Annotated in this window: 11 protein-coding genes and 1 tRNA gene; 11 read left to right on the top strand and 1 reads right to left on the bottom strand. The window is 59.0% G+C overall.

Features of this window, described 5'->3' with window-relative positions:
• Nucleotides 1-53: 53 nt before the first annotated feature.
• A complete protein-coding gene (gene tuf, locus Q0859_RS00510) occupies nt 54-1,229 on the top strand; it encodes an elongation factor Tu (RefSeq protein ID WP_299146858.1) in 1,176 nt (391 codons plus the stop codon).
• 124 nt (nt 1,230-1,353) lie between these two features.
• Here tuf and Q0859_RS00505 read toward each other — a convergent pair whose 3' ends face one another.
• The gene (locus Q0859_RS00505; protein WP_299146876.1) at nt 1,354-1,647 is read right to left on the bottom strand and encodes a DUF892 family protein; all 294 of its coding nucleotides are present in this window, start codon (nt 1,645-1,647) and stop codon (nt 1,354-1,356) included.
• An 81-nt stretch (nt 1,648-1,728) separates the two neighbouring features.
• On the opposite strand from Q0859_RS00505, the gene Q0859_RS00500 reads away from it, so the two are divergent.
• From Q0859_RS00500 to rpoB, 10 genes are all read left to right on the top strand, one after another.
• Nucleotides 1,729-1,804 (top strand) — tRNA-Trp (locus tag Q0859_RS00500).
• A 301-nt stretch (nt 1,805-2,105) separates the two neighbouring features.
• A complete protein-coding gene (locus tag Q0859_RS00495; RefSeq protein ID WP_299146875.1) occupies nt 2,106-2,750 on the top strand; it encodes a hypothetical protein in 645 nt (214 codons plus the stop codon).
• Nucleotides 2,751-2,875: 125 nt separating this feature from the next.
• Nucleotides 2,876-3,073 (top strand): preprotein translocase subunit SecE, encoded by a 198-nt coding sequence (gene secE, locus Q0859_RS00490; RefSeq protein ID WP_299146874.1) that lies wholly within the window; start codon nt 2,876-2,878, stop codon nt 3,071-3,073.
• Nucleotides 3,074-3,237: 164 nt separating this feature from the next.
• On the top strand, nt 3,238-3,771 hold the full coding sequence (gene nusG, locus Q0859_RS00485; RefSeq protein ID WP_299146873.1) for a transcription termination/antitermination protein NusG: 534 nt from the start codon (nt 3,238-3,240) through the stop codon (nt 3,769-3,771).
• Nucleotides 3,772-4,079: 308 nt separating this feature from the next.
• Nucleotides 4,080-5,258: an OmpA family protein gene (locus Q0859_RS00480; protein WP_299146872.1), complete on the top strand. Its 1,179-nt coding sequence runs from the start codon at nt 4,080-4,082 to the stop codon at nt 5,256-5,258.
• A gap of 178 nt (nt 5,259-5,436) precedes the next feature.
• Nucleotides 5,437-5,862, top strand: a complete 426-nt coding sequence (gene rplK / locus Q0859_RS00475) for a 50S ribosomal protein L11 (protein ID WP_299146871.1) — start codon at nt 5,437-5,439, stop codon at nt 5,860-5,862.
• 1 nt (nt 5,863) lies between these two features.
• The gene (gene rplA / locus Q0859_RS00470; RefSeq protein WP_299146870.1) at nt 5,864-6,562 is read left to right on the top strand and encodes a 50S ribosomal protein L1; all 699 of its coding nucleotides are present in this window, start codon (nt 5,864-5,866) and stop codon (nt 6,560-6,562) included.
• 348 nt (nt 6,563-6,910) lie between these two features.
• The gene (gene rplJ / locus Q0859_RS00465) at nt 6,911-7,426 is read left to right on the top strand and encodes a 50S ribosomal protein L10 (protein ID WP_299146869.1); all 516 of its coding nucleotides are present in this window, start codon (nt 6,911-6,913) and stop codon (nt 7,424-7,426) included.
• A 75-nt stretch (nt 7,427-7,501) separates the two neighbouring features.
• Nucleotides 7,502-7,876, top strand: a complete 375-nt coding sequence (gene rplL / locus Q0859_RS00460; protein ID WP_299146868.1) for a 50S ribosomal protein L7/L12 — start codon at nt 7,502-7,504, stop codon at nt 7,874-7,876.
• A 292-nt stretch (nt 7,877-8,168) separates the two neighbouring features.
• Nucleotides 8,169-12,305: a DNA-directed RNA polymerase subunit beta gene (gene rpoB, locus Q0859_RS00455; protein ID WP_299146867.1), complete on the top strand. Its 4,137-nt coding sequence runs from the start codon at nt 8,169-8,171 to the stop codon at nt 12,303-12,305.
• Nucleotides 12,306-12,344: the final 39 nt, after the last annotated feature.

Here is a 12,344-nt window from a genome sequence, read left to right as displayed (position 1 = left end):
TATCAAATCCTGGGCCATGCAGGCCCGCAGTCAGCTAAAGGGCATCTGGACACATGGCAAAGGCAAAGTTTGAACGTACCAAACCGCATGTAAACATCGGCACGATTGGTCACGTTGACCACGGCAAGACGACGTTGACGGCGGCGATCACGAAGTATTTTGGCGACTTTCAGGCCTATGACCAGATCGACGGTGCGCCCGAAGAGAAGGCCCGTGGCATCACGATCTCGACCGCGCACGTGGAATACGAGACCGAAAGCCGCCACTATGCCCACGTCGACTGCCCCGGCCACGCCGACTACGTCAAGAACATGATCACCGGGGCCGCCCAGATGGACGGTGCGATCCTGGTTGTGAACGCGGCTGACGGTCCGATGCCACAAACCCGCGAGCACATCCTGCTGGGGCGCCAGGTCGGCATCCCGACGATGGTCGTCTACATGAACAAGGTGGATCAGGTCGACGACGAAGAGCTGCTGGAGCTGGTCGAGATGGAAATCCGCGAGCTGCTGTCGAGCTATGAGTACCCCGGCGACGACATCCCCGTCATCCCCGGCTCGGCTCTGGCGGCGATGGAAGGGCGCGACGAGGAAATCGGCGCGAACTCGATCAAGAAGCTGATGGAAGCGGTTGACGAGTTCATCCCGACGCCTGAGCGCGCGATTGACCAGCCCTTCCTGATGCCGGTCGAGGACGTGTTCTCGATCTCGGGTCGCGGCACGGTTGTGACCGGCCGGGTTGAGCGTGGCGTGATCAACGTGGGCGACAACATCGAGATCGTGGGGATCAAGGACACCCAGACCACCACATGTACCGGTGTTGAAATGTTCCGCAAGCTGCTGGATCGCGGTGAAGCGGGTGACAACATCGGCGCGTTGCTGCGCGGTATCGACCGTGAAGCGGTGGAGCGTGGGCAGGTTCTGTGCAAGCCCGGTTCGGTGAAGCCGCACACGAAGTTCGAGGCCGAGGCCTATATCCTGACCAAGGAAGAGGGTGGCCGTCACACGCCGTTCTTTGCGAACTATCGCCCGCAGTTCTACTTCCGGACCACGGACGTGACCGGGACGGTGAACCTGGCGGAAGGGACCGAGATGGTCATGCCCGGCGACAATGTGTCGTTCGGTGTTGAGCTGATCGCCCCGATCGCGATGGAGCAGGGCCTGCGCTTTGCGATCCGCGAAGGCGGCCGCACGGTCGGCGCGGGCGTTGTGTCCAAGATCACTGAGTAATGGGTGCAGGGCGGACGACACCTCCGCCTTACGCCACTTCATCAGCGCAATACCCGTAAGGCGGATCCCGATCCGCCCTGCAACGGGAAGTCAAAAAGGGGCCGTCCATCGTTGGGTGGCCCTTTTATTTGTTCAGCCACCTGTCACCGCAATAGATGTCCTCCGGCAGTTTTTGCAGGACCGCGCCGTCGTCATTCGGCCCCAGGCGACGTGCAAAGGCCCCTCGGCCGCCATAGTCTGCAAGCGGATGGTGCACCATGCGTTGATATTGTGTGACGATTATCGCGTTGTGCGCCATTTGGATTGATGAGGTGATGTGCAGATCGATTTGATCTGGGTGTCCGGTTTTCGGTCCGCGTTGCCATATTCGAAAGCTTAACAGATACATGTGACCAGCGGTTCCGTCGGCACGGTCCATTCGGTGGAAAAGATCGTGTGGCCATCGATGGCAATGAGCGCTTGATCTTAATCTGACCATCGCATATTCCGCCTGCACGTTAGGGGTATAGCTCAGCTGGTAGAGCGACGGTCTCCAAAACCGTAGGTCCCGGGTTCGAGCCCTGGTGCCCCTGCCATTTTCCCAGATAGTCACCGGATCGGACGACAACGCACGGCGTCGAATCGCGGCCATGTTGTGACCTCTTGTGCCATGTTCCCGCCTCTATGCTGTTCAGTTTGTCGACAGTTTTACCGGAACGGTCTGCTTTGTCGTGGTCTGCGCGACAGTGCCTTATTCCTGCCACATATCTGACACCTGACCCGCACAATGTAGCCCTACCTTTGCCGTATCCGCACAATGCGGTTGTACATTTCAAGGCCTGTTCTGCGCAGGCTCGTAAACAGACCCCTATCTGTTTTGGGGCAAGGATGCTGCTGATGACCTATACTCTTATGCCGGGCCAATCCCACGAGATAAGCGATGAAGACATGATGTCGGTAATCCGGTCCGTGCTGACAGAGGATGTGCCGAGCGATCCCGCACCTAAGCGTAGTGCCAAAACGATCCATCGCGCATTCACCCCTCGCCGCCGTACCGATGATTTGCCCGAGATCGCCCAGCAAGAAGAAGAGCGTCCTGCAAAACCGCGCCGTCCCGTTCTGCGGATGGATGCGCTTGCGCGCACTGTGGCCCGCATACGTGCCTTTCGCCCCTCGACGCGTCATTTGGCAATCGTGAGCACCTTGTTGCTGGTTGTCGTTCGTCCGCATTGGTTCGTAATCGCGGCTGTATTGATAGTGACGCTGGTCGTTGGGGTCTTCTTGCTGATCGGATCGGACCGCATCTGGCGTGGTATCGTGGCCCGACTGGCCCGGATCGAGGTTGCCAACCCTGAGCGTGCAGCCCGTCTGCGTACCCGTCTTGATCGCTTTGCCTGCCGGTGGGATGCGATCCTCGACATGTTCCCGGATGGTATGGTCGACAGCCTCTATATGCCCGACCTGCAAGAGGCCGAGGACGCCGAAGCCCAGCATGCCGACGCGGTGGCCGCACGCATGCGCCGAATGGCCGAGGAAAGCTGAGCGAACCCTACGCGAGGGCATGGTTTGCAACGACGCAACAGGGGATGGCGCACGCGCCGTTCCTGTCTTGAATTTGATGGTTGCGCCCGTTACATGCCCTTCATCTGCAACCCGGGAGCGACATCATGGCCACCACAAACCCACTTCAGTTCATCCAGCAGGTCCGTTCCGAAGTGTCCAAGGTCGTGTGGCCGACCCGCCGCGAGGTGATGCTGACCACTGTCATGGTCTTTATTCTTGCCGCCCTGACAGCCGTGTTCTTTGCCATTGTCGATATCCTGATCCGGGGTGGTCTGGAACTCATCCTGACTCAGTTCGGCTAAAGACCACAAAACCCCGCCACCTCTTGCACTTTGAAATCGCCCAAGCTATGCCGCAGCCCTGACTTGGTCTGACACAGGCGCGCGGCGATTCGAGCCCCGCGCCGATTTTAATTCAGGCCAGCGCGTGAAGATAAGTTTGAACTAGGCAAGGGGCCTCGAGACACATGGCAAAACGGTGGTATTCGGTCAGCGTGCTTTCCAACTTCGAAAAGAAGATTGCAGAGACAATCCGGACCTCTGTTGCTGAAAAGGGCCTTGAAGACGAGATCGACGAAGTTCTGGTCCCGACCGAAGAAGTGATCGAAGTGCGTCGCGGCAAGAAGGTCACGACCGAGCGTCGCTTTATGCCCGGCTATGTTCTGGTCCACATGGAAATGTCTGACCAAGGCTATCACCTTATCAACTCGATCAACCGCGTTACAGGTTTTCTGGGCCCCCAAGGCCGCCCGATGCCCATGCGCGATGCCGAGGTGAACCAGATCCTCAACCGTGTTCAGGAAGGCGAGGACGCACCACGCACCCTGATCCACTTCGAGATTGGCGAAAAGGTTAAAGTCAACGATGGCCCGTTCGAGGATTTCGACGGCATGGTCGAAGAAGTCGACGACGAGAACCAGCGCCTCAAGGTCACGGTGTCCATCTTTGGCCGCGAGACACCTGTCGAACTGGAATTCACCCAAGTGAACAAACAGACCTGAACCTGACAGTTTCCGGGTTTTGGAATGTTGGCCGGTCTCTGCAAAGGGGTCGGCCTTTTTCGTGGGTACTTGGGCCATAAGCGGATGGGGCAGGCGGCACCCATGAAACGGCACAGCGCTGCCTGTTTTTGAGTCAATTTGACCCGATTGCGTGCTCATCCGGGTGCGCGGTATCTTGTATGCAATAAACTGCGCGATATTCTACCAATGGCTGTTGACGAATGTGGCGGATTCACGCCTACTCATATGGCCCGATACTGTATGTAGGTGTCCGGGCCAAAATAGAGCAGTGTATCTTGGGGGATATAATGATTTTGAAATATGTGAGGGACAGCCTTCCATGGCTGGTTCCGTCTGCCGCAATCGTATTCGCAGCATCGGGTTTCTTGAAGGACGGCGACAAGGCTGAAGTGGTGCAAACTGCGCCTGCCGCTGCCACGTTTTCGGCCCCTGCACCGCAGCCCGAGACGGCGCAGATCGCGGTCGTTGCGAACGAGGCTGCCCTTGGCGAAGAAGAGATCGTCGCCCGGCAATCCAATGCCTCCGACCCGCTGTCGGATTTGCAGCCCGCCGCGCCACTTGCCACGCCCTTGGCCGCGGTCGAGGCCCCGGTCGTTGCGCCGCCCCCCGCGCCACAGGATCAACGGCAGGCATTGCTGAGTGCTGCACCCGCTGCGACGCCCTTCTTCTCCTCGGATGCGACAGCGGCACAGGATCAGGCACAGTGCATCGAAGATCTGCGTAATCTTGCCAGCCAGGCGACCGTTTATTTCCCGAGCGGCGGTTTGACTGCAGATGCCGGTGGGATTGAACAGGGCCGTCTGATCGGTCTGGTCGCGCAATCCTGCCCCGGCGTTCAAATCCGGGTCGAGGGCCACTCGGACCCATCGGGTGATCCTGCGGCGAACCTGCGTCTGAGCGAACAGCGAGCCAGCCAGGTGATCCAGCGCATTGCCGCGTCGGGCCTTGATACCAGCATGTTCTTCCCCGAAGGCATGGGCGATCGCGAACCGTCGGGCAAAGTGGGTCCGCAACCGCGCGCCTTTTATGACCGCCGAGTGGAATTTTCGATTGTGGACAACGTGACCCGCGTGTCCGTGCGCGCGCAGCCTGCTGTGGCGAACCCATGGTCAAATGCCGCCTGCGTCACCGAATTGGAGCGTGCCGTCGCCAACACGGCTTTGTTCTATGCGCCCCGCTCGGTGTCGTTGCAGTCCAACGACCTGGAAACCGCACTGGGCCTTGCCACGCTGGCGATGGAATGTCCGCATGCACGTCTGCGCGTGATCGGCCACCACACCGGCGACGTGCAGGCCCGCGAAGATGTGAAAACCGGCTTGCTGCGGGCCAAGGCGCTGATGGCGATGCTGGTGGGTCGCGGGGTTGCCCCCGAACAGATCATCATTGCCGCCCCCTCCCGTGCGCTGAACGAGTCCGGTCTGCCCGGCAGCCGCGTCAACTTTGACGTTATCCTCGAAGAGGGCTGATCGGGACATATCCCCCAATTAGGTATTGAACCCAAGGCAAGGGCGCTGTAATCGGCGCCCTTGTTGCATTAGGCAGCATCCCATGTGGGAGGTTATGGCGACGCGTCGCCGCTGACCGGACCACATCAACCATATCTGCCCTGTCGCGATGGGGTGGAGTTGAACAGGAGAATGGCTCATGGCCAAGAAGCTCGTCGGCAGCATGAAGCTGCAAGTGCCCGCAGGGCAGGCAAACCCGTCCCCCCCCGTCGGCCCCGCATTGGGTCAGCGCGGCATCAACATCATGGAATTCTGCAAGGCGTTCAACGCCAAGACCGCAGACATGGAGCCCGGTGCGCCATGCCCGACCGTGATCACCTATTATCAGGACAAATCCTTCACCATGGATATCAAGACGCCACCTGCGTCCTACTATCTGAAGAAGGCGGCCAAGGTGAAATCCGGGGCCAACACCCCCTCCCGTGAGACTGTCGGCACCGTGACCGCCGCACAGGTCAAGGAAATCGCTGAAGCGAAAATGAAAGATCTGAACGCCAACGACATCGAAGGCGCAATGCAGATCATCCTGGGCTCCGCCCGCTCCATGGGCATCGAGGTGAAGTAAGATGGCAAAGCACGGAAAACGCACAACTGCGGCGCGCGCCGCCTTCGCTGACAAACACAACGTCACCGTCGAAGAGGCCGTAAGCCTCGTCAAAGGCAATGCCAATGCGAAATTCGACGAAACCGTCGAGATCGCCATGAACCTTGGTGTCGACCCCCGCCACGCAGACCAGATGGTGCGCGGTGTGGTCGGCCTGCCCAACGGCACCGGCAAGGACGTACGCGTTGCTGTCTTTGCCCGTGGCCCCAAGGCTGAAGAGGCCCAGGCGGCTGGCGCGGACATCGTCGGTGCCGAAGACCTGATGGAAACCATCCAGGGCGGCAAGATCGACTTTGATCGCTGCATCGCAACCCCCGACATGATGCCCATCGTGGGTCGTCTGGGTAAGGTGCTTGGCCCCCGCAACCTCATGCCCAACCCCAAGGTTGGCACGGTCACAATGGACGTCGAGGCAGCCGTCAAAGCGGCCAAAGGCGGCGAAGTGCAGTTCAAGGTCGAAAAAGCTGGTGTGATCCACGCAGGTGTCGGCAAAGCATCCTTTGACGAGGCCAAGCTGGTCGAAAACATCCGCGCCTTTGTGGGCGCTGTGGCCAAGGCGAAACCCGCCGGGTCCAAAGGCACCTACATGAAAAAGGTGTCTCTGTCCTCGACCATGGGTCCGGGCGTCAGCATTGCAGTGGACAGCGCTGTCACCGAATAATCGGACCGTAAGATATGTGGGGAAGGGCGTCCATTGGGGCGCCCTTTTTCCGTTTGATCGGCGTAAAGGCGCAAAATCCGCATCCAAGGGTTCCATCCTCATGCGAAACATCCTAGAGCATCCCCATAGGTCCGCACGATGATTCGCGCGGGCCTATATTCGTCCGAGACGGTGGGTGGTTGAAATCCTTCAATCATAATTCCTGCCCGAGACGGGAACAGGCCATTCTAACTCAGATGCTCTGTCGAGCTTCTGGCGGCTTTGGACCCGTGCATTTCGAGGACCAAACCGCCGGAGAGATCCGGTGCAAACTGAGCCGGGGGTTCGCCCCCAAATTTGGAGAAAACTGTGGATAGAGCCCAGAAAGAGAAAGTGGTCGACGAACTCGGCCAGATCTTTGAAAGCTCTGGCGTCGTCGTGGTTGCCCACTACGCCGGTCTGACAGTTGCCGAAATGCAAGACCTGCGTGCCCGTGCACGCGACAACGGGTCGAGCGTTCGTGTTGCCAAAAACAGGCTCGCCAAAATCGCCCTTGATGGGAAGCCTTGCGAAAGCATAGCTGACTTTCTGACGGGCATGACTGTTCTGACCTATTCCGAAGATCCTGTGGCAGCCGCCAAAGTGTCCGAGGACTTTGCCAAGGAAAACGACAAGTTCGTGATCCTCGGCGGGGCGATGGGTGAGAACGCTCTGGACCGGGCCGGTGTCACGGCTGTGTCGAAGATGCCTTCGCGCGAGGAGCTTATCAGCACCATCGCGGGCATGCTTGGCGCACCTGCATCCAATATCGCCGGGTCCATTGGCGCACCTGCAAGCAACATCGCATCCATCCTGTCCACCATCGAGGACAAGGCGGCCGCGTAAAGCAATACGTCTGAGCGGCGTGTGGAAAATTGCACACGTTGGAACACACATATCGAAACGGAAAGAGCTGATAAAATGGCTGATCTGAAAAAACTGGCAGAAGACATCGTTGGTCTGACCCTGCTGGAAGCACAAGAACTGAAAACAATCCTCAAGGATGAGTACGGCATCGAGCCCGCCGCTGGCGGCGCTGTGATGATGGCTGGTCCTGCTGACGGTGGCGGTGCCGCTGAAGAGGAAAAATCGGAATTCGACGTCGTCCTGAAAAACGCAGGCGCATCGAAAATCAACGTCATCAAAGAAGTCCGCGGCATCACAGGTCTTGGCCTGAAAGAAGCCAAGGACCTGGTCGAAGCCGGTGGCAAGATCAAAGAAGGCGTGGACAAAGCCGAAGCCGAAGACGTCAAAGCCAAGCTGGAAGCAGCTGGTGCCGAAGTCGAACTGGCCTAAGGCCGGACATCAGGGGGCGCTTTTCGGTTTTGAAAAGTGACTGGGAACCACCTCGTTTCCCGCTCCTCCTTGAAAAATCTGGGCTGGATGCGCATATCGCGTGTCCGGCCCGACCCGTCTTGGTAAGGGCTTTCCTTCAAAAGTCTTTTCCAAGATGCGGTTCAAAGGTCGGGAGGCCACCGGTGGGACGGTGGCTATGAATTGACCTAGATCCCATCGATCTCGACGGGGCGGCGCACCGGAGCCCGACGGCGCGCGCACCCCAGAGAAACGCTGAAAGGTGACTTATAGTATGGCGCAATCGTTCCTTGGCCAGAAACGTCTTCGTAAATATTATGGCAAAATCCGCGAAGTGCTGGATATGCCCAACCTCATCGAGGTACAGAAATCCTCGTATGATTTGTTCCTGAACTCCGGCGATGCAGAGGTCCCCACCGATGGGGACGGCATTCAGGGTGTGTTCCAGTCGGTCTTTCCGATCAAGGACTTTAACGAGACCTCCGTTCTGGAATACGTCAAGTACGAGCTTGAAAAGCCCAAATACGACGTCGAGGAATGTCAGCAGCGTGACATGACCTACAGCGCCCCTCTCAAGGTGACGCTGCGCCTGATCGTGTTTGATGTGGATGAAGACACCGGCGCAAAATCCGTCAAGGATATCAAGGAACAAGACGTGTTCATGGGCGACATGCCTCTGATGACGCCGAACGGGACGTTCATCGTGAACGGCACCGAGCGGGTGATCGTCAGCCAGATGCACCGCTCGCCCGGTGTGTTCTTTGACCACGATAAGGGCAAGACCCACTCGTCGGGCAAGTTGCTGTTCGCCTGCCGTATCATCCCCTATCGCGGCTCGTGGCTGGACTTTGAATTCGATGCCAAGGACATCGTGTTCTGCCGGATCGACCGTCGCCGCAAATTGCCCGTCACCACGCTGCTTTATGCGCTTGGCCTCGATCAGGAATCCATCATGGATGCCTATTACGAGACGGTGAATTTCACCCTGAAAAAGAACAAGGGCTGGGTTACCCCATTCTTCCCTGATCGTGTGCGCGGGACCCGCCCGACCTACGATCTGGTGGATGCCAAATCCGGTGAAGTCATTGCCGAAGCCGGCAAAAAGGTCACTCCACGCGCAGTCAAGAAACTGATCGACGAAGGATCGGTCAAGGAACTGCTTGTGCCGTTTGAACACATCGTGGGCAAGTTCGTCGCCAAGGATATCATCAACGAAGAAAACGGCGCGATCTATGTCGAAGCCGGTGATGAGCTGACGCTGGAATACGACAAGGATGGTGAGCTGATCGGCGGTACCGCCAAGGAACTGATCGATGCGGGCATCACCGAGATTCCCGTTCTCGACATCGACAACGTGAATGTCGGCCCCTACATGCGCAACACCATGGCGGGCGACAAGAATATGAACCGCGAAACTGCGCTCATGGACATTTACCGCGTGATGCGTCCGGGCGAGCCGCCCACCGTTGATGCGGCCTCGGCCTTGTTTGACACGCTGTTCTTTGACAGCGAACGCTATGATCTGTCCGCCGTGGGCCGGGTCAAGATGAACATGCGTCTGGCGCTGGATGCCGAAGACACGCAACGCACCCTGCGCCGCGAAGACATCGTGGCCTGCATCAAGGCCCTCGTGGAACTGCGCGACGGTCAGGGCGATATTGACGACATTGACCACCTCGGCAACCGCCGTGTGCGCTCTGTCGGTGAGTTGATGGAAAACCAGTACCGCGTCGGCCTGCTGCGCATGGAACGTGCGATCAAGGAGCGTATGTCCTCGGTCGAAATCGACACCGTCATGCCGCAGGATCTGATCAACGCCAAACCGGCGGCCGCAGCCGTGCGCGAGTTCTTTGGCTCGTCGCAGCTGTCGCAGTTCATGGACCAGACCAACCCGCTCTCCGAAGTGACGCACAAGCGTCGCCTGTCGGCGCTTGGGCCCGGCGGTCTGACCCGCGAACGTGCTGGTTTTGAGGTGCGCGACGTGCACCCGACCCACTATGGCCGGATGTGCCCGATTGAAACACCCGAAGGGCCAAACATCGGTCTGATCAACTCGTTGGCGACCTTTGCTCGCGTGAACAAATACGGCTTCATCGAAACACCTTACCGCGTTGTGAACGAAGGTCAGGTGACGGACGAAGTGCACTACATGTCCGCGACCGAAGAAATGCGGCACACCGTGGCGCAGGCAAACGCGTCCTTGGATGTGAACGGCAAGTTCAACAACGAGATGGTCAACACCCGGAAATCCGGGGACTATACTTTGTCGCCCGTCGACAGCGTGGACCTGATCGACGTCTCGCCCAAGCAATTGGTGTCTGTTGCGGCCTCGCTGATCCCGTTCCTTGAAAACGACGACGCCAACCGCGCCCTGATGGGCTCGAACATGCAACGTCAGGCGGTTCCGCTGCTTCAGGCCGAGGCCCCACTTGTCGGGACCGGCATCGAAGAGGTTGTGGCCCGCGATTCCGGCGCTGCGATCATGGCCAAACGTGCGGGTATCATCGACCAGGTCGATGCAACCCGCATCGTGATCCGCGCCACCTCCGACCTCGAGTTGGGGGATGCGGGCGTTGACATTTACCGGATGCGCAAATTCCAACGCTCGAACCAGAACACCTGCATCAACCAGCGTCCGCTGGTGAAGGTGGGTGACACCGTGGTCAAAGGCGAGGTCATCGCCGATGGTCCCTCCACAGACATGGGTGAACTGGCCTTGGGCAAGAACGTGGTCGTCGCGTTCATGCCGTGGAACGGCTACAACTACGAGGACTCGATCCTGATTTCTGAGCGGGTCAGCCGTGACGACGTGTTCACGTCCATCCACATCGAGGAATTCGAAGTGGCGGCCCGTGACACGAAACTCGGGCCCGAGGAAATCACCCGCGACATCCCGAACGTCGGCGAGGAAGCACTGCGCAACCTCGATGAGGCGGGCATCGTCTATATTGGGGCGGATGTTGAACCCGGTGACATTCTGGTGGGTAAAATTACGCCCAAGGGTGAAAGCCCGATGACGCCAGAAGAAAAACTGCTGCGCGCCATCTTCGGTGAAAAGGCAAGCGACGTGCGGGACACCTCCCTGCGGGTCAAGCCGGGTGATTTCGGCACCGTTGTCGAAGTGCGTGTGTTCAACCGCCACGGCGTCGAAAAGGACGAACGTGCCTTGCAGATCGAGCGGGAAGAGGTTGAACGCCTCGCCCGCGACCGCGACGACGAGCTGGCGATCCTTGATCGTAACATCTACGCCCGTCTCGGCGACATGCTGCTTGGCAAAGAGATTGCGAAGGGGCCGAAAGGCGTCAAAGCAGGCTCGAACGTTGATGCGGATCTGCTTGAGGCGTTCCCGCGTTCGGCATGGTGGCAGATTGCCCTCAAGGACGAGCAGTCGGCGCAGGTGGTCGAGGCTCTGAACGAGCAATACGAGGTGCAGAAACGCGCGCTTGACGCCCGCTTCGAGGACAAGGTCGAAAAAGTACGCCGTGGTGACGATCTGCCCCCGGGCGTGATGAAGATGGTCAAGGTGTTCGTTGCGGTGAAGCGCAAGCTGCAACCGGGCGACAAGATGGCCGGGCGTCACGGCAACAAGGGTGTGATTTCCAAAGTGGTGCCGATGGAGGACATGCCGTTCCTCGCCGACGGGACCCCTGTGGATTTCTGTCTGAACCCGCTTGGCGTGCCCTCGCGCATGAACGTCGGTCAGATCCTTGAAACCCACATGGGCTGGGCCGCGCGCGGTCTGGGTCTGAACGTGGACGAGGCGCTGCAAGAGTATCGCCGCTCGGGCGATCTGACGCCTGTGCGCGAGGCGATGAGCCTGGCCTATGGTGAGGATGTCTATGAAGAAGGCATCACGTCCATGGACGAAGACACGCTGGTCGAAGCCGCGGGCAACGTCACACGCGGTGTGCCGATCGCAACACCGGTCTTTGACGGTGCCAAGGAAGCGGACGTGAACAACGCGCTGGAACGCGCGGGCTTCTCGACCTCGGGTCAGTCGGTCCTGTTTGACGGGCGCACGGGCGAGCAGTTCAGCCGCCCAGTGACGGTCGGCATCAAGTACCTGCTCAAGCTGCACCACCTTGTCGACGACAAGATCCACGCACGCTCCACCGGGCCTTATAGCCTTGTCACGCAGCAACCTCTGGGCGGTAAAGCGCAGTTCGGTGGCCAGCGTTTCGGGGAAATGGAAGTCTGGGCTCTGGAAGCCTACGGCGCCGCCTACACCCTGCAGGAAATGCTGACGGTGAAGTCGGACGACGTGGCAGGCCGGACCAAGGTCTATGAGAGCATCGTCAAGGGTGAGGACAACTTCGAGGCCGGCGTGCCGGAATCGTTCAACGTTCTCGTCAAGGAGGTCCGCGGTCTGGGCCTCAACATGGAACTCCTGGACGCCGAGGAAGACGAATAACGCAACCCGCGTAAGGCGGATTTAAATCCGCCTTACCTG

The organism is uncultured Tateyamaria sp. (assembly GCF_947497045.1).
Classification (GTDB): domain Bacteria; phylum Pseudomonadota; class Alphaproteobacteria; order Rhodobacterales; family Rhodobacteraceae; genus Tateyamaria.
Note: the sequence above shows the minus strand (reverse complement) of the source record. Positions and strands in the feature narration are given on the sequence as shown.